The sequence below is a fragment of the Paraburkholderia bannensis NBRC 103871 genome (assembly GCF_000685015.1).
GTDB lineage: Bacteria > Pseudomonadota > Gammaproteobacteria > Burkholderiales > Burkholderiaceae > Paraburkholderia > Paraburkholderia bannensis.
Map to the genome: position 1 here is coordinate 86,333 of NZ_BAYA01000027.1, position 17,466 is coordinate 103,798.

16 protein-coding genes are annotated in these 17,466 nt (G+C 65.2%); 3 read left to right on the forward strand and 13 right to left on the reverse strand.

Translation table 11 applies throughout. The annotated features are described in order from the left end of the window. Positions 1-65: 65 nt before the first annotated feature. Genes scpA through BBA01S_RS30275 form a run of 9 tightly spaced genes read right to left on the reverse strand, consistent with a single transcriptional unit; the run spans position 66 to position 8,795 of the window. Positions 66-2,144: a methylmalonyl-CoA mutase gene (scpA, locus tag BBA01S_RS30235; RefSeq protein WP_027819710.1), complete on the reverse strand. Its 2,079-nt coding sequence runs from the start codon at positions 2,142-2,144 to the stop codon at positions 66-68. Continuing rightward, the gene (locus tag BBA01S_RS30240; RefSeq protein WP_042298132.1) at positions 2,137-3,000 is read right to left on the reverse strand and encodes a Pnap_2097 family protein; all 864 of its coding nucleotides are present in this window, start codon (positions 2,998-3,000) and stop codon (positions 2,137-2,139) included. Before BBA01S_RS30240 ends, scpA begins: the two co-directional genes overlap by 8 nt. Continuing rightward, complete coding sequence (locus BBA01S_RS30245) at positions 2,984-4,267, reverse strand: MSMEG_0569 family flavin-dependent oxidoreductase (RefSeq protein ID WP_027819712.1); 1,284 nt, start codon at positions 4,265-4,267, stop codon at positions 2,984-2,986. Before BBA01S_RS30245 ends, BBA01S_RS30240 begins: the two co-directional genes overlap by 17 nt. Positions 4,268-4,312: 45 nt before the next feature. Further along, the gene (locus BBA01S_RS30250; protein ID WP_027819713.1) at positions 4,313-4,594 is read right to left on the reverse strand and encodes an MSMEG_0570 family nitrogen starvation response protein; all 282 of its coding nucleotides are present in this window, start codon (positions 4,592-4,594) and stop codon (positions 4,313-4,315) included. A 22-nt stretch (positions 4,595-4,616) separates the two neighbouring features. Then, positions 4,617-5,636: a sll0787 family AIR synthase-like protein gene (locus tag BBA01S_RS43430; RefSeq protein WP_042298133.1), complete on the reverse strand. Its 1,020-nt coding sequence runs from the start codon at positions 5,634-5,636 to the stop codon at positions 4,617-4,619. Beyond that, entirely contained in the window at positions 5,633-6,196 is a 564-nt protein-coding gene (locus tag BBA01S_RS30260) for an MSMEG_0567/Sll0786 family nitrogen starvation N-acetyltransferase (RefSeq protein WP_042298134.1), read from the reverse strand. The genes BBA01S_RS43430 and BBA01S_RS30260 overlap by 4 nt, the downstream gene beginning before the upstream one ends. Further along, a complete protein-coding gene (locus BBA01S_RS30265) occupies positions 6,193-7,320 on the reverse strand; it encodes an MSMEG_0568 family radical SAM protein (protein ID WP_027819715.1) in 1,128 nt (375 codons plus the stop codon). The genes BBA01S_RS30260 and BBA01S_RS30265 overlap by 4 nt, the downstream gene beginning before the upstream one ends. Further along, complete coding sequence (locus tag BBA01S_RS30270; protein ID WP_042298135.1) at positions 7,271-8,296, reverse strand: Nit6803 family nitrilase; 1,026 nt, start codon at positions 8,294-8,296, stop codon at positions 7,271-7,273. The genes BBA01S_RS30265 and BBA01S_RS30270 overlap by 50 nt, the downstream gene beginning before the upstream one ends. Before the next feature lie 16 nt (positions 8,297-8,312). Beyond that, positions 8,313-8,795, reverse strand: coding sequence for an MSMEG_0572/Sll0783 family nitrogen starvation response protein (locus tag BBA01S_RS30275; RefSeq protein ID WP_027819717.1), 483 nt, complete (start codon positions 8,793-8,795; stop codon positions 8,313-8,315). Between the two features lie 367 nt (positions 8,796-9,162). Here BBA01S_RS30275 and BBA01S_RS30280 point away from each other — a divergent pair, with 367 nt between their 5' ends. Then, positions 9,163-10,554 carry an aminotransferase-like domain-containing protein gene (locus tag BBA01S_RS30280; protein WP_027819718.1) on the forward strand — a complete coding sequence of 464 codons (1,392 nt, stop codon included), beginning with the start codon at positions 9,163-9,165 and terminating at the stop codon, positions 10,552-10,554. Positions 10,555-10,743: 189 nt separating this feature from the next. Here BBA01S_RS30280 and BBA01S_RS43435 read toward each other — a convergent pair whose 3' ends face one another. The 4 genes from BBA01S_RS43435 to BBA01S_RS30300 all read right to left on the reverse strand — a co-directional run bounded on the left by BBA01S_RS43435 (position 10,744) and on the right by BBA01S_RS30300 (position 15,701). Beyond that, positions 10,744-12,228, reverse strand: coding sequence for a carbohydrate porin (locus BBA01S_RS43435; protein WP_167336057.1), 1,485 nt, complete (start codon positions 12,226-12,228; stop codon positions 10,744-10,746). Between the two features lie 247 nt (positions 12,229-12,475). After that, the gene (locus BBA01S_RS30290) at positions 12,476-13,318 is read right to left on the reverse strand and encodes an SDR family NAD(P)-dependent oxidoreductase (RefSeq protein WP_245641632.1); all 843 of its coding nucleotides are present in this window, start codon (positions 13,316-13,318) and stop codon (positions 12,476-12,478) included. A gap of 16 nt (positions 13,319-13,334) precedes the next feature. Continuing rightward, positions 13,335-14,561, reverse strand: coding sequence for an MFS transporter (locus BBA01S_RS30295; protein ID WP_052391959.1), 1,227 nt, complete (start codon positions 14,559-14,561; stop codon positions 13,335-13,337). Positions 14,562-14,759: 198 nt separating this feature from the next. After that, positions 14,760-15,701, reverse strand: a complete 942-nt coding sequence (locus tag BBA01S_RS30300) for a LysR family transcriptional regulator (RefSeq protein WP_027819721.1) — start codon at positions 15,699-15,701, stop codon at positions 14,760-14,762. 172 nt (positions 15,702-15,873) lie between these two features. Between BBA01S_RS30300 and BBA01S_RS30305 the strand changes: the two genes are divergently transcribed. Together BBA01S_RS30305 and BBA01S_RS30310 are read left to right on the forward strand one after the other, a co-directional pair. Continuing rightward, positions 15,874-16,362: a VOC family protein gene (locus BBA01S_RS30305; protein WP_084162650.1), complete on the forward strand. Its 489-nt coding sequence runs from the start codon at positions 15,874-15,876 to the stop codon at positions 16,360-16,362. Between the two features lie 50 nt (positions 16,363-16,412). Then, positions 16,413-17,456: an SMP-30/gluconolactonase/LRE family protein gene (locus BBA01S_RS30310; RefSeq protein WP_156966135.1), complete on the forward strand. Its 1,044-nt coding sequence runs from the start codon at positions 16,413-16,415 to the stop codon at positions 17,454-17,456. Positions 17,457-17,466 lie beyond the last annotated feature (10 nt).

The window sequence follows — 17,466 nt, forward strand, 5'->3', positions numbered from 1 at the left end:
TCCTGATCTGCATTCTTGCCCTCTTGCCTCATGCATGGCCTGCTCCCCGCGTTCACGATGCGGCGTCATGAAGCTAGCCGATTCTCCGAAACCGCAGATGCGGCAGTCAGCACGCCCAGCAGTTCGTGAATCATTGCATCGAGCGGCGTATCCGGGCCGAACAGCTTACTCACACCGCAGGCGAACAAGGCTTCTCGATGAGCGTGCGGCACGATACCGCCCACAACGACTGGCGCATCGATTGCGCGCTGCCGCAAGGCGTCGATCAAGGCCGGCACGAGCATCATGTGCGCGCCAGCAAGCGTCGATACGCCGACGATATCGGCATCGTGCATGCAGGCCCATTCTGCCGCCTCGCACGGCGTCGCAAAGAGCGGCCCCAGCCTGATATCGAAGCCCGCATCGCCCAGCGCCGCGGATACCGCTCGCGCGCCGCGATCGTGGCCATCCTGTCCCAGCTTCACGAGCGCCAAGCGCGGCTTGCGTCCCTGCACCGCGCACCATCGCGAGACCGCATCGCGCGCGCTCTGCCACGCCGAGTCCTGCTGCCGTGCCTGAGCGTAGACATTCGACTCGATGCCGGGCGCGACGTGAAAGCGCGGCCACACATGCTCCAATGCCGCCGTGCATTCGCCGATCGTGGCCCGCGCGCGCATTGCGTCGATGGTCGCCGTCAGCAGGTTGCCCTTTCCCGTGCTGGCGCATTGCGTCAGTGCGTCGAGCGTGACCTGCACCTGCGAGGCATCGCGCGACGCCTTCAACAGTCGCAGACGTTCGGCCTGTTTCGCGCGCAGGCGGCTTGCGTCGGTGGTAGTCGGCGTGTGCTGTACGGCATGATCGGCGCGATAACGATTCACGCCGACGATCACGCGCTCGCCTGTATCGATCTGCGCCAACGTGCGTAGCGCGCCGCAATTCAGCCGCGCCTGAACCGAGCCGGATTCGATGGCGGCGAGCACGCCGCCCTGGCGTTCGATGTCTTCGAGCATCGCCTCCACCGCGTCCACGGTATGCGCAGTCAGCGATTCGACCAGATACGAGCCGCCCCAGGGATCGATCACCTCGCACAGACCCATTTCATGCTGAAGCATCCGCTGCGTATCGCGTGCGAGCGTGGCGGCCGCTTCGCCGGGCAGCGAAAGCGCCTCGTCCCAGGCGTTCGTATGCAGCGACTGCGTGCCGCCAAATACGGCCGCCATCGCCTCCACCGTGGTGCGTACCACGTTGTTGTGCGCCCCCTGCGCATGCAGGCTCGATCCCGCCGTCTGGCAATGCATGCGCAGGTGCATCGCGCGTGGCGTGCGTGCGCCAAGCGCGTGCGCAATCCGCGCCCACAAGACACGCGCCGCGCGCAGCTTGGCGATTTCGCCGAAAAAGTCCGGGCCCACCGCGAAGAAGAAGCTCAACTGCCCGCATACGCGTTCGATATCGGCGCCCTCGTTCACCAACCGCTGCACGTAGGTGCGCGCATTGGCGAGGGTCAGTGCAAGTTCGAGCACGCTATCCGCGCCTGCTTCGTGCAGGTGATAGCCGGATACCGACATCGCGTTAAAGCGCGGCATGGTCGCGAGCAGGTGATGCACGACATCGGCGGCGATCCGCATCGACGGCTCGGGGGCGAAAATGTAGGCATTGCGCGCCATGAACTCCTTGAGGATGTCGTTCTGGATCGTGCCGCGCAAAAGCGCCGCGTCGTAACCGCCCTCCTGCGCGGCGACGATGAACGCGGCAAGCACGGGCAGTACCGCGCCGCTCATCGTCATCGAAACGGAAACTTCATCCAGCGGCACGCCGTCGAAAAGGCGTTTCATGTCCTCTACCGAATCGATCGCCACGCCCGCCATGCCGACATCGGCGGCTGCGTGCGGATGGTCTGAATCGTAGCCACGATGCGTTGGCAGATCGAACGCCACCGAGAGTCCCTTCGCGCCGCCTTCGAGCGCACGCCGATACGCCAGATTCGAGGCGGCGGCGTCGCCATAACCCGCGTACTGGCGGATGGTCCACGGGCGCTGCGTGTACATGGTTGCGTGGATGCCGCGCGGGAACGGGTAGTCGCCGGGGCGCGCGTCGAGCCACGGCACGTCGGCGATATCGGCTTGTGTGTAGAGCGGCTTTCGCGGCTCGCGCAGGGTTTCATTCATGCGACCACCGTTTGTGGGTGACGATATCGGCGATGCGTGCGCCGTCCGCCGCCCGGAAAATCGTGCACCAGTGCGAGAGGCCATCATGTCCTGCGTGGCGCGCGCCAAATGACAGCGTGAGCCGGTCGCCGACATTCGCATTGCCATAGAACGCCATATCGCGCTCGACCAGCGCGGGCGGCGCGGAATGCGGCGCCGAGCGCCAGTGCCACTCGGCGCGCTCCACCATCGACTGGAAGCTCGCGAAATACAGCAGGTGCGCGCCGTTGAAGTCGAGCGATGGACACGGCAGATAATCGACCACGTGCTCGGTGGCGTGCGCTGCGCGATCCAGGCGCCCATGACGTGACCAGTCGCCCGCGCGCAATTGTTTCGTCAACGCAATCAAGGCTTGCGCGGCGGCGGGCGCTGGTGTTGCGAGTGCGCCCGCGAACATGGCTTTGCTCACCGACCGGTTGTCGCCTGCCTGTTCGCGCCGCACGAAGGTCGACAGCATGTCCACCTTCGCCACCGCGCTTTCCGTTGTGAAGACGCGGAACTGGCCGAAATGACGCGCTCCGGCGATCCGCTTCACGTCGGCTTCGATGGCGAAGCGCTGGTTTTCGCTCACCTCTTCGAGCCGCGCCTCGCTCAGGCGGATCGCCGTGAACGCCGCGTACGATTTGCGCCCTTCCTCGTCGTAGAAGTCCGGCGAGCCAAGCTGCGCCTGCGCGGCCAGCGCGTTCCAGTGCAGTTGCCCGCAGGTGCGCAGCAACCATTGTTCGGAAAGGCCCGCGAACGCCAGCTCCGGCATGCCCGCCACGTAGTGCGTGCGCGTCTGCGCGGGCGCACGCCCGGCCTCATGCCGCGCGCGCATCGAACCTCGCAGGCGCGCAGATGCAGTCGGCCAGGTAGGCGGCGTCGCGCGCGACGCCGGAAAAGCGTCCCGAGCCCCACGTGTGCAGCCACGGCAAACCCAGAAAATACAGCCCGGGTTGCGTCGTCACTCCGCGGGTGTGGCCGGGATACCCGCGTCCATTGAAGATCGGCAGATCGATCCAGCTAAAGTCGGGCCGAAAGCCGATACACCAGACAATGCTGCCGATGCCGCTCGATGCGAGGTCGAGCACGCTACGCTCGTGCTGCGGCGTCCACACCGCGCGATACGGCTCGCCTGGCGGCGCGTCGATGCCGTTCTGCACGATGAAGCGGTCGATCGAGGCGTTGATGCGGTTATAAGTGTCGTCGGCGCTATCCAGGTTGGCGCCCAGATTGGATTTGAAACGCAGCGCGCCATCGACGTAGTCGTCCAGCGCCCCATATAGCTCCATGCCTTCGCTTGCGAACTTGCGCAGATCGATATCGCGTCCGCCGTCGCGGCCCGTGACATAGTGATTCGTGTTGTCGCGCACGCCCTCGCGCAGCGGATGTTCTTCAACGGGCATGTCGTAGTACTTCATGTCCGCGAGCCAGTCCACCACATCGCGGCCTCGATAAAAGCGCGCGCAGCGCGGCGCTTCCCCCACCGCGAGCACGACTTTGCGGCCTGAGAGATGCAGGTCTTCGGCGATCTGCGCGCCCGATTGTCCCGAGCCGACCACCAGCACCGCGCCTGCGGGCAAGGCGTTCGCATTGCGATACTCGGACGACTGCATCTGCACGATCGAAGCCGGCAGACGCTCGGCCATGCGCGGCATGATCGGCGTGTGATAGCCGCCCGAGGCCACGACCACCTGATCGGCACTCAACGCGCCTGCGCTGGTCTGCACGACAAAGCCGCCGGTTGGACGCCGCGCAACGCGCGTGACACTCACGCCTTCGCGCACTGGCGCATCGACATGCCGCACGAAGCCATCGAGCCACGCGATGATTTCGTCTTTTTTCATGAAGCCGTGCGGGTCATCGCCACGATACGGATAGCCCGGCAGCGCGCATTGCCAGTTCGGCGTGACGAGCGAAAACGCGTCCCAGCGTTGTTCGCGCCACGCGTGCGTGACGCTGCGCTTTTCAAGCACGACGTGATCGACGCCGCGCTCCTTGAGGTAATAGCTCATCGACAGCCCGGCCTGGCCGCCGCCGACGATCGCGACGCTGAAATGCTCCTCGGGAACCGGTGAGGTGGCCGTGGGCGTCTGGGTGGACATGTGCTTCTCCTGGTGTTGTCGGGATGGTTTGCAGTCTGGGTGGATTCAGTCGACGCTCACGACGGTCACTTCGGCCAATGCCTGCGAACGGAACGGCTCGGCGGTGCGTTCGATTAACGCCCACTGGTCGAGCGCCGATGAGCACGCATAGCCGAACTTCGCGCGCACGCGCTCGGATGCGGCATCGAGCGCCGCGTGCGCGCTGGCGAGAAACTGGTCGAGCGGATAGGCGCCAGGGCGCAGATAATCGCGCACGACCGTCGACGGGCAATAGCAGCGTTCTTCATGGCCGTCAGGCCAACGCACGACGAAATGGGTCACTGGCATGGTTGTGCTCCTTGCCTGGCGCTCAGTTTGTCGGCTGGGCCAGCGGTGTGGGTTCGAAGGCGCGCGTCGCGCGCCGGTCGGCAGGCACGATGAACGGTTGTGCGTCGAGTCGCCAGACGTTGCGCGTTTCGCCGTTCCATTGCAGGTCGACAGTGGGTTGCGCGTGAATCTCGCCGATGGCGGCGCAGGCGATCTCGCGCGCGGCGAAACGCGCAATCACGGCATCGACATGTTCGTCGCGCACGCTCAGCAGATAGCCAAAGCTCGGGAAGATTTCGAGCCAGCGTGCGAGCGGCACGTCGGCAGGTTTGGGCAATTGATCGAGGTCGATGCGCACGCCCACGCGCGAGCACTCGGCCAGCATCATCGCGGTGCCGGCGATACCGGCCATGCTGATGTCTTTCGCGGCGGCGCACAGGCCGCTTTCGGCCAGCCCGGCGAGCACGGCCAGATCGTCACGCAGACGTTGCGCGGGCGCTTCGGTCGCGGCGTTCCAGTAGGGATAAGGCTCGACGAACGCGCCGCGCAAGTCCACGGCCATGAGCAATTTTTCGCCGGGTTGCGCGGTGAAGCTCGACAGCAGACGCTGCGCCCGGCCCACAATCGCCACCGCGAGTTGCGTGCGCTCGCTGCGTGCATTGCTATGGCCGCCGACGATCGGCACGCCCAACTGGCGCGATGCGGCGGCCATGCCTTCGAGCACCGGCGCGGCGGGCGCAATGCCATCGCTCCAGATCACGTCGACCACGGCAATCGGGCGGCCGCCCATCGCGCACACGTCGCTGACGTTCACCAGCACCGAACAGTAGCCCGCAAACCACGGCATGGCGTCGATCAGGTCGCTCACCATGCCTTCGGCGGCAAACAGCAGGTAGCCGTCGCCATCGGGAATGGCGGCGCAGTCGTCGCCCGCGGCCATGATGGCGGAATTCGCGCGGCCTGCGTCGTCCGCATCAAGCGCCGCGAGCATCGGCGCGATATCGGACTTGTGCGCGACGCCGCGGCTCGCCCGCAGTTTCGCCACGATCTCGTCGAGCGTCATGCGGCCCTCCGGTGATCGATGACGAAGCCGTCGAAAGGCGTCGCGCAGGGCGGATAGTGCGCGAGATCGGCCTGCATGACGTGATGCGCGCGACCGAAGAAGATCGCCTCGTCGATTGTGCGCCAGTGCAGCCGATGAAAGAGCGGCGCATTCTGCGCCTGGACGTGCGCCAGAAACGTATCGCAGCCAAACGCATGCGCGCTGCTCACGGCCAGCCGGATCAAGGTCGCGCCGATGCGCCCATGACGGCGGTACGGCGCGCTCACGGCAAGCCGCGAGCCATACCACGTCGCCTCGGTCGCATGATCGCGATGAATGCGCACCGTGCCGATCACTTCGCGTGCGTCGCCGTGCGGATCGAGTACGGCCACGAGCAGTTGCGCGTGGGCGTCGATGGCGTCGCGATCGTCCTGTTCGAAGACGCCCTGCTCCTCGCAGAACACCGCGCGCCGTATCGCCAGCGCCGCTTCGCGCTCCCAGTCGTGCCGCGCCCAGCGCACGACGATGCTATCGGCCACGGAATTGGCCACCGAATTGGCAACCGAAGCGATCGTACTCATGCCGCCACCTTTTCGAACGAGGACAACGCGGAGCACGCGCCACACTTTCCGCACCCGGCCTTGATATCGGCCGCGCGCAAGCCGGCTTCGCGCACCATCGCGCCCAGCGGCGCGAGAATCGAGCGCATGAATTCCGGCGTGGGCGGCGCGTGATCTTCCAGCGGCGTGCCGGAGATCGGCACGAAGGGCACCACGAACGGATAAACCCCAATGGCGAGCAGTTGATGCGCGACATCGAGCACGCGCTGCGGCGGATCGCCCAGTCCCGCGAGAATATACGTGCTCACCTGGCCGCGCCCGAACACCTTCACAGCAGCCTCGAATGCGCTCATATAGCGGCTCACCGGCACCGTCGCCTTGCCCGGCATGATGCGCGCGCGCTCAGCCTCGCCCAGCACTTCCAGATGCATGCCGAGCGTGTCGATCCCGGCTTCGCGCATGCGGGCAAACCACGCGTCGTCGTCGGGCGGCTCGCATTGCGCCTGGATCGGCAGATTGACGGCGCGTTTGATGGCCCGCGCGCTGTCGCACAGAATCGCCGCGCCCCGATCGGGTGTGGGTGGCGTGCCCGTCGTGAGCACCATATGCTTGACGCCGTCGAGCAGCACCGCCGCCCGCGCGACTTCGGCCAGTTGTTCCGGCGTCTTGTGCGCGACCGTTCGGCCCGCTGCGAGCGACTGGCCGATTGCGCAGAATTTGCAGGCTTTTTTGCGGCTCTCGTAGCGGATGCAGGTTTGCAGCACCGTGGTCGCGAGTACATCGGTGCCGTGCAGCGTGGCGATGTGCGAATACGGCACGCCATCGAGTGTCTGCAGCTTGTAAAAACGCGGCTTCTTCGCAAAGGCAATCTGCGCGATCGGGATGCTGCCGCGCGTGAGCACGCTCACGCCGCTCGCATCGGGTTCGTTGGCGACGAAGACAGATTGATGCGCGCCGTGCGTATGCACCGGCACCATCAGCGTGACGCCGTCGATCACGACGGCCTTGTGATCGGAGGGGCCCGCACCGCCGCGTCGCGACAGTCCATCGGACTCGCCCTCGGGCGAGGCGAGACGCAGGCCGCTCGACTGCAGCTCAGTCAAGAGTTGCAGGCTCGATTCCGGCAGATTGACGCTGGCGTTCATCGTGAAGGCTCCATGAAACAGTGGCAGGCGTGTCGTCGAAAGAGAAAACCGGCGTGGCAGGCCGCTCGTTGATCGCAAGACTCAGCAATTCGGGCCGTGCATAGTGGCCGACCGAATCCATCATGCGTTTGCGCTTGGTGATGAGCATCATGTCGAGATCGGCAATCACCATGCCCTCGCCTTCGCGCAACGGCGGCGCGAGATGCTGCCCTTCGGGCGAAATGATCGCGGCGTTGCAGCCGCCGCGCAGCGCCTTTTGCAGCTTCGGATCGCTGGTGACGGATTCGATCTGCGCGTCACTGAGCCATCCCGTTGCGTTCACAACGAAACAGCCGGATTCGAGCGCGTGATGGCGAATCGTCACTTCGATCTGTTCGGCGAAAATCGGCCCAACCAGCGAGCCGGGAAACTGGCTGCAGTGAATCTCTTCGTGCTGTGTCATGAGCGCGTAGCGCGCCAGCGGGTTGTAATGCTCCCAGCAGGCCAGCGCGCCCACGCGGCCCACGGCAGTCTGCGCAACCTTCAGCCCGGCGGCGTCGCCCTGCCCCCAGATCATGCGTTCATGAAACGTGGGCGTGAGCTTGCGGCGCTTGACCTTGATCTGGCCATCGGCGTCGAAAATCAGCTGGGTGTTGTACAGGCTGCCGTGATCGCGTTCATTGACGCCCAGCACGATCACCATGCCGTACTCGCGTGCCAGCGCGCCGATGGTTTCCGTCACAGGGCCCGGTATCGTCACCGCCTCCTCGTACAGACGCAGATGTTCGGCGCCCGACTGCACCGGCGGCAGCACGAACGAAAAGTACGGGTAGTACGGCAGGAACGTTTCGGGAAACACGGCCAGTTGCACGCCTTCGCGCGCGGCGCTGACGATCGCGTCGGCAACGCGTGCGAGCGTGCCCGCACACGATTGAAGATCGGGCGCAATCTGTACAGCCGCCGCACGCACAATGCGCTTCGTGGATGGAGTCGACATGGCGATACCCGTGAACTCAAACTGTCCAGGTGTCGATCACGAGCGCGTTCGACTTGCGATGCAGCAGCTTCAGGTCGAGCACATCGAGCGGATTGATCGGGCGCACGCCTTCGATCAGCGCGGCCTCGGTCTGGCCGTAAAGCGCCTGAAGCGCAAAGCGGCACGCGTAGACCTTGCCGCCTTCGGCCATGAATTTCATCAGTTGATTGTTGAAATTCAGGTGCCCCGGGAAGGCTTCGGCGCCCAGCGTGGGAAAGCCGCGCTGAACGCCCAGCATCACGCCGGGGCCATACAGCAGGATCGAGGTTTCGAAGCCCTTGCGCTGCAAACGCGTCGCCTGGAGCATATTGACGAAGCCGATCGAACCTTCGAAAGCCACCGTATGGAAGGTGACGAGTGCTTTCTCGCCGGGCTCGGCCTTGACGTCCTCGAACACCTTCTCTTCGTAATCGACCAGATGGTCGCCGGTCTTGTGCGCGGGCAGGGTGATGGCGGGCATTGCGTGACTCCGTTCAATGATTGAGGACTGTGACCGACCGGTGGCCGGCGTCTCTCATTTCGCAACGGCTATGCCATCAAGAACCTGGCGTCATGCAATCAATCCGCAATCAATGGCGCGTGTCGCGAATGATCCCGACGATTATTTTTCGCGAGCCACGGGCGCGGCCTGCAGGTGAACGGTTCTGTGCGTCGGGCGCGCAACGGCGTGCGCCCCGGGGCTGGGCAATGTGCATTCAATTCAGGTGCATGCGTGCATCATTTCGGATCATTCAATGCAATCGTGTGCGATCAATTGATTTATTTTTCGGCGCCCATTCTCACTAGAATGAATGAGTCCATTTCGAAGGCGCCCGCGCGCACGTCCCATGTCGAATGTCACCGCCCACTGGCTCAAACGGCTCGCCGAAAGCGATAAACCCGTTTATCAGACGATTCCCGATCTCATCGAAGAGGATGTCGCGAGCGGCCGGCTGCGCCCGCGTGACCGGTTGCCCGCGCTGCGCGATCTCTCCGACGCCCTCAAGGTCAACTACACGACGCTCGCGCGCGGGTATGCCGAAGCGCGCAAGCGCGGCTTGATCGATTCGCGCGCGGGCAGCGGGTCGTATGTGCGCGGACGTCCGCCCACGATGCCGCTACGTGCGGGCACGGCGCTGGAAATGACCATGAACATGCCGCCCGAGCCGCCGGAAATGACCGCGCTGCTGGCGGAGTCGGCGGCGCAGATCATCGGCGCAGCGGATCCCTGGTCGATGCTGCGCTACCAGGATTTTGGCGGCTCGCGGTTCGAACGCAGCATGGCGAGCCAGTGGCTGCGTCGCACCCTGCCCTCGCATCGCGCCGACGCACTGCTGGTCTGCCCCGGCATTCACAACGCGCTCGTGGCGTTGCTGCTTCGACTGGTGAAGGCTGGTGAAGCGATCTGCACCGATTGCCTCGCGTATCCCGGTCTCAAGGTCATCGCCAATCAACTGGGCATGCCGCTCGCCCCGTTGCCGCGTGACGACGAAGGCCTGAGCGCCACCGCGTTCGAGGCGCTCTGCAAGTCGCGCAAGCCCGGTGTGCTCTATTGCAATCCCACGTTGCAGAATCCGACTACGCGCACGCTCTCGCAGAATCGCCGCGAGCACATTGCCGATATCGCGCTGCGCTACAACGTGCCGATCATCGAGGACGACGCCTACGGCATGCTGTGCGACACGCCGCCCGTCGCGCTCGCCACGCTCGCGCCCGAACTCACTTACTACGTGACGGGGATGTCGAAGTGCTTTGGCGCGGGCTTGCGCGTGGCCTTCGTGGTCGCGCCCGGCGCACGCCACGCCGAAAGGCTGTCCGGCGCGCTTCGCGCGACCACCGTGATGGCGAGCCCGTACATGTCGCATCTCGCGGCGCGCTGGATCGAAAGCGGCGTTGCGCAGCAGATGCTCGATGCGATTCGCAACGAGTGCGCGGTGCGCCAGCATATCGCCGCGCAGGTGTTTGCGTCGCGCGAGATCGAGACGTCGAAGGAATGCTTTCACCTGTGGCTGACGGTGCCGCCGGAAACGGGCTGGAGCGCATCGGAACTGGCTTCGCATTTGCGCACGAAACAGATCGGCGTGGTCTCGGGCGCTGCGTTCAGCACCGACGGTAATCCGCCCAACGCCGTGCGCATCTGCCTGGGCGGCCCTGGCGACGCGATCGAAATGGAAGAATCCCTGCATATGGTGGCCGATATGCTCGACCATCCGGATCATCTGCATTCGCCGATGCTGTAGTGACCGGACGATAGCCCGTTTAGCGAACATTGCGCCCCGCTCCTGCCCAGCCGGATGCGTTTGCGCGTGTGGTGGCCCAGAACACACGAAAGCCGCCGCGTGTTGCCACAGCGGCGGCCGGTTAAGGGCATCAAGCGCCGGGAAGCGCAACGTCCCTGGCGATGTCCGTATGCTCAGTGCAAGCCCGCTTCAGCGATCCGTCAACCCGAGCATCTTGTCGAAGAACACGCTCGCGACGATCCCCGCGACAATGCCGTTTTTCGGCGTGGCCGAATAAGCCGGATTGCCGAATGTGCTGGTATTCCACGTGCGCATGACATACGGACTCAAAATGATGCTGCGCGTCAGCGCGATATTCGCGTCGATCTTCAGTCCGTACTGCGTGCGCCCGACCGTATAGCCGCTGCCGCCCGCCGCAAGATTTTCCTGCTTCAGATATTCCTGCTCGTGCGGCGTGAGCGTCGCCCAGTTCAGCGAAATCGAAAAACTGTCGTGCGGGCGGCTGCGCAGCGGCGCTTCGACAATCACGCCCGCGCTGCCGGTCATCGCGAGGCCGTAGCTCGAATGCGCGTCGAAGCTGCCGGTCGCCGTGGCGAACAGCGAAACCGCAGTCGGGTCAGGCGCGCCAGCCTGACCGCCATCGGGGCGCCAGACGACCTGACGCCCGCCAAAGTAGATCCCCGACGTCCCTTTGTGCGTGTCCTGCGTGAATGGGTCGGTCTGCGTGCGCGTGTTGTAGTACAGCATCAGCTCATAGCTCTTCGGATACGGATCGCTCTGATACGTCGTGCGGTACGCGGTGCTCGCGAGCCACACGTTGCTGTCCGGCACGCTGTCCGTCCATTCCCAGCCGTTCGTGAACGGATAGGCGGGATTCGAGCGGAACAGCCCCGCCTGCACAGACCATGCAGGCGTGATGTTGTAGCGGGCCCGCCCGCCCCAGTTCACGTACACCGGCGGATTCATGCCCGCGCTGTTTTGCAGGATCGCGCTCTGGCAACCGAAGCCCTGATTGCACACCGGCGCGCCAAAGTACGCACCCGCATTGGTCTTGCCGAATTCGACGTCGAGCTTGTCGTGAAACGCCTTTTGCTCCCATGTGAAGATCCCCAGATGCGACACCTGCGGCACATACGGCCCCGGCTGGCCCGCCAGCACGTCGCCAACCTGCGTGCCCCACGCGAGGTTGTTCGTGAACGGCACGAACAGTTGCTGGAAGTGAATCGTCGCGCCGGGAAAACCAGCGATCTTTTCCATGTCGAAATCGCCGCCCACGGCAATGAAGGTGAGCGCCTCGTGATTGCCCGTCTGCTGCCCGACACTCGGATTGGCCAGGTACATCTGCACCAGATTTAGCGACGGCGTGAAGCCCCAGTCGTTGAGCTTCTGGCCGATGCCGGCGAGCAGACCCTGACGCGGCCCGGGCGCAGGCGACGGCGTGGCGTCGCCGATGTGCGAGACGCCGAGCTGGTCTGTCGACGGAATGCCTTGCTGCACGCTCGGCCGGTCGGTCGAGGCCTGCTGCAGCGGTGCATCGGCGGCGGCGAGCCTGACGGTGGCGGCCGCTGTTTTCAGCTTCGTCGGCTTCGTCGGCTGGCCGGTTTGTGCCGCGGATGGCGCATCGATTGGCGTGGCCGCGGTCGCGGTGGCGTCGCTGGACTGTGCGTGAAGCACACCGCTTGCGAGCATAGCGGCCAGTGCAATCGCCGAACGGCATGGGGCGCGGTTCGAATGGCGCGTTGGGAAAGCGTGGGGTACTCCAAACCTGTCGATCGTCATTGTTATCGTCTCCTGTTTTTTAGGGCAAAGCGTCTCCCGCCGCGTCTGTCGCCAGATGCGGTGAGGTATTCATGGGAATCGGAGAAAGCGGCCTGGGCGCCGCTAGCGCGGGGTCATGGCGCGCTGACTGCGCGCGTGGCGGCTACCACGCCGTCGCGCCGCCATCGACGGGGAAATCCGCGCCGGTGATCCACGCGGCCTCGTCGGATGCGAGAAACAGCGCGCACCACGCCACGTCCTCGGGCTGGCCGACGCGCTTGATCATCAGCTTGCCGAGCGCGCGCTCGACGAATTCCGGCTGCGCGTGCATGTGGCGGCGCGTCGCGTCGGTTTCCACCAGCGCGGGCGAAATGGTGTTGGCGCGAATGCCGTGCGGCGCGCCTTCCATCGCAAGCTGGCGCGTCATGGCGAGCACCCCGCCCTTGCCCGCACAGTGCGCGAGCGCGGGCGAGCCGTCGAGCGCAAGCGCCGCGTTCGCCGAGGCGAAATTGATCACCGCCCCGCCCCCGCGCGCGATCAGCGCAGGCCACGCGGCGCGGCACAGCAGGAACACGATGTCCAGTTCGCCGGTGAGCGTCTTGCGCCACTGTGTCTCGTAGTCCATATCGGTGAGCCACGCAAAGGCGCCGAAGGCGGCGGCGTTGACGAGCACATCGATGCCGCCGTGCAGTTCGACCGCATGGTCGATGACGCGCGCCGCCTCGCGCGGCTGCGTGAGATCGCAAGGCTGCACGCCGTCGATGCGAAAGCCGCGCTCGCGGGCTTCCTCGATGCAGCGAGCGGCGGCGTCGGCGTCGATATCGCAGCCCACCACGCGCGCGCCCTGCGCCGCGAACATCAAGGCGCAAGCGCGTCCAATGCCGCTGCCGATGCCCGTCACCACGGCGACCTTGTCACGCAGACGCTCGCCGCGCCGGATCGGCAACGCGGGCTGCCACGCCGGGTGCATCGCCGGCTTCGTATCCGGCTTCGAATCCTGATTCATGCGCGTCTCCGTCCGCTCAGCCGAGCTTGAGGCGACGCACACGCAGCAGCGAACCCGCCACGCAGACGGCGGCGAGCGCGAACAGCGCCAGTCCCCAGCTTTGCACGACCGCAAAGCGCGAGCCGGCGTGCATGACCATGCCCATGACGAGAATCGGGCTGCAGAAGTAGCCGATGAACTGCGCCGCCGTGAATGCGCCGGTGCCGAAACCTCGCCGTGCGTACGGCAAGGAGCGCAAGCCCCAGCTCACGAGCGCGGGCAGCACGATGCCGCAGCCCACGCCGTTGACCGCGCCGCCGAGCGTGAGCAGGCTTGCGTCGTGCGCCGCGCCCATGCACACGAAGCCAAGCCCGCAGACCACCGTGCCGAGCACGAATTGCTGCAGCACGCTGCACCGGCTCGCGATAAACCAGCCGAAGCCCAACGTGCCCGCGATGATGCCGACGCTGTTCATCGCATACGCGAAGCCGATCGCCCCGGTCGCATGGACGCCCAGTTGAACCAGCATGAACGACAGGTGCACGGGCACGACCATGAACACCATCCCTACACCGAAAGCCGCCAGGCAGATGAGCGCAAGCAGCCACGGCTTGAACTCGGGCTCGTCGGCGGTGTTGCGCAACGGCGCTTGCGGCGCCGCGCCGCGCGTGTCCCAGATGAAGATGTGCACGAGCGGCGCGAGCAACAGCGGCAGCGCGTACGCGATGAACGGCGCGCGCCAGCCATATGCGCCGAGCAGACCGCCCATCAGGTTGAACACGAACGCCGAGGTCGAGGCCACCGTGACCTGAAGCGCCGCGTAGCGGTCGCGCTTCGCGCCCGTGAAGTAGTCGCCGATGAACGACGTGCTCACGGTCATTGCGGCGGCTTCCGCCAGCCCGACGAGCGCGCGGCTCGCCAGGATCGCGTGGATCGAATCGAGCCACAGCGGCGCCGTGCCCGCGAGCGCATACAGTACGAGCGAGCCGACCAGCACGCGCTTGCGGCCGATCCTGTCGCTGATTGCGCCGATCACCATTGCTAGTGCGCCGAGCACGAACATCGGCATCGTCACGACAACGGGCACCAGCGTTTCGATATTGGGCACCGAGGCGAAATGCTGCTGCATCGCCGGCAGCACGGGGCCGATCACGGTCGGCGCGAGTGTGCCGCAGATCACCGTGCTTAGAAGAATCAGCGCGTGCAGAAAATGGGCTTCGCGACGCGCGGGCGCGCCGTCGCGCCGCTTGAGGTGGACTTGCATCAGGTCGTCTCCGTTTTATTCAAAAAAGTTCGTCGGCGAGCACGGCGCGCGAGGCGTTCGTGCCAGTCCGAGAGCTTCCCGTTTGTGTGAGACGAATGATTCCGGCGGCGACGTTACGACACAATCAGATTGCGTTGACGAGACCATTTGATGTCGTCAAATCAACGCGGCCCGCGCTCGCGTCCGCAGGCGCGCCTTTTACGCGCGCTGCGTGAGCACGGCGCCAGGCGCGAGCGCGCTGGCCTGCGCCTGTTCGAGCAGCACGCGGCGCATCCACGTATGCGCGGGGTCGCCGTTGTTGATCGCGTGCCACTGGATCATCTCCACGAGCGGCGGCAGGTCGAGCGGCAAGGGCAGCACGCGCAGCGGGAGGAAATGCGCGTAGATGCGCGCGAGGCGTGTGTGAACGGTCGCGATGCGCGTGGTGCCGATCACCAGCTGCGGCAGCGTGTTGAAGTTCGTCGTGGTGACTTCGATGTTGCGCGTGATGCCGCGATTGGCCATCACGAATCCTTCGAAGCTGGCGCTGCGGCTGTCGCCGAACGTGGCGGCCACGTGGCCCAGTTCGGCGTATTGCTCAAGCGTCAGCGCATCGCCCACCAGCGGATTGCCTTCCCAGACCACGCAGCTGAATGTCTCCTCGAACAGCGCCTGGGACGGATGGTCGGGATTCACCGACACACTTGGATAGATCACGAAATCGACTTCGCCGCGATCGAGCCGCTCCGGCACGTCGTCGGCCATGTTGGCGATGTGCAGCGTGATGCCGGGCGCTTCGCGTTGCAGGCGCTGCACCACGTCGATCAGCAATACGGTGGTGAGATAGTCTGACGCGCGAATCACAAAGTTGCGCCGCGCCTGCGCCGGATCGAACTCCAGCCGCGCCACCACCGTCGACTGCACGGTCAGCAGGATCTCGCGCACGGGCTGCGCGAGGCTGCGCCCAAGCGGCGTGAGTTCCATGCGGCGGCCGACCTGCATCAGCAAGGGATCGTCGAAGTATTCGCGCAGACGGCCTAGCGCGCTGCTGGTCGCGGAAGCGCCGATATGCAGCCGCTCGCTTGCGCGCGTCACGCTGCGCGTGTCGAGCAGCGCATCGAGCGCCACCAGCAGATTCATGTCGAAGTGACCGAGTCTCATGGTGCGCCACTATCGCGTGACCATCCGATCGCATCAATGCGTGTTTCCACTAGGAATTGATGGTTTCGACAAGTGAATATCTCTAGAGTGGTGCCATACGAATCAACGATGCCGTTGGCCTGGCGCGAACGCCAGCGCCACGCGGCACGAACAAGCCGGAGACAAAGCCACCATGACGACCGTGCCGTGCACGCCCGCGCCGCTGGCGCTCGACGAAACCGCCCATGACGCGCCCCTGCTTGCCGCGCTGCGTCCGCATCACTTCGGCATTAGCGTGCCGGATCTGGATGCGGCCATCGCGTGGTACCGGCGCATGCTGGGCTTCACGCTCGAACAGCAGCTCTCGATCGACAAGATTCCCGCGCGCGTGGCCTTCGTGCGTCGGGACGCCTACCGCATCGAGATCTTCGAAGTGCCCAATGCTGCACCGCTGCCAGCCGATAGGCGCGTGCCGAATCTCGATCTGCGCACGCATGGCAACAAGCACATGTGTTTCGAGGTGCCCGATGTACCTGCGGCCGTGACGGCGCTGCGCAAAGCCGGTGCCGATATTGCCTTCGAACTCACCGTGGACGGCAATCCGACCGCCTTTATCCGCGATGTCTGCGGCAACCTGATCGAACTGCTGGAGCCGTTTGCCGCCGATCTGCGCGCGGCATGAACGGCAGGCTTTCGCACCTCGCCCCACTCCCTACACTCATGACGACATCGATGACGACATCGACCAATCCGCTGCACGGCTGGCAAGTCAACCGCGACGACATCCGCATGGTGGGCCGCGACCTGCTGCGCCCCGAATGCATTCTGGCCGAGCCCGACGGCACGCTCTGGACAGCCGACGCGCGCGGCGGCGTGATGCGTATCGCGCCCGACGGCGAACAAACGTTGATCGCGCAACAAACGCCTGAAGCGAACGCGCCAGCGTCGACCGATGCGCAACAACTGGTGATGGGCGGCACGCTGCCCAACGGCCTTGCGTTCGATCGCGACGGCAACATCGTGATCGCCAACTTCGGCACCGATGCGATCGAACTGATGACGCGCGATGGCGCGTCGCGCACGCTCTACGACCGCATCGACGGCCAGCCGCTGGGCAAGACCAATTTCGTGCTGACCGATTCGCGCGGGCGCATCTGGTTCACGGTTACGACGCGCCAGGTGCCGTGGACGCGTTCGATCAACGAGAAGACCGCCGACGGCTACGTGGGCCTGATCGACGAAAACGGCATTCGCATTGTGGCGGACGGCTTTGTCGGCACCAATGAAATCCGGCTGGACGCGAACGAGGAATGGCTCTATGTGGTCGAGACCAACGCGCGCCGCATTTCGCGTTTGCGCGTGCAGGACGACGGCTCGCTCTCCGATCGCGCCATCTACGGCCCGCATGACCTGGGCGGCTTTCCCGATGGCTTTGCGTTCGACGCGCACGGCAATTTGTGGATCACGCTGATCCTCAACGAAAAGCTGATCGCGCTCACGCCCGAAGGCGAGATCCTCACGCTGCTCGACGACGGCAATCCGCAAGCGTTCGCCCGTTACGAAGAACACTATCGCAACGGCACCACCACGCCTGAACTGATGGGCGCCTGCCGCGGCACGCTCGCGCCGATGATGGCGAGCCTCACCTTCGGCGGCCCGGATTTGCGCACGGTGTATCTGGGGAGCCTGGGCGGCACGACGCTCGCGAGTTTTCGCTCGCCCGTGGCCGGCCTGCCGCTCGCGCACTGGCACCGCACCGCCGCGAACGCCTCGTAACGGCTTCTCC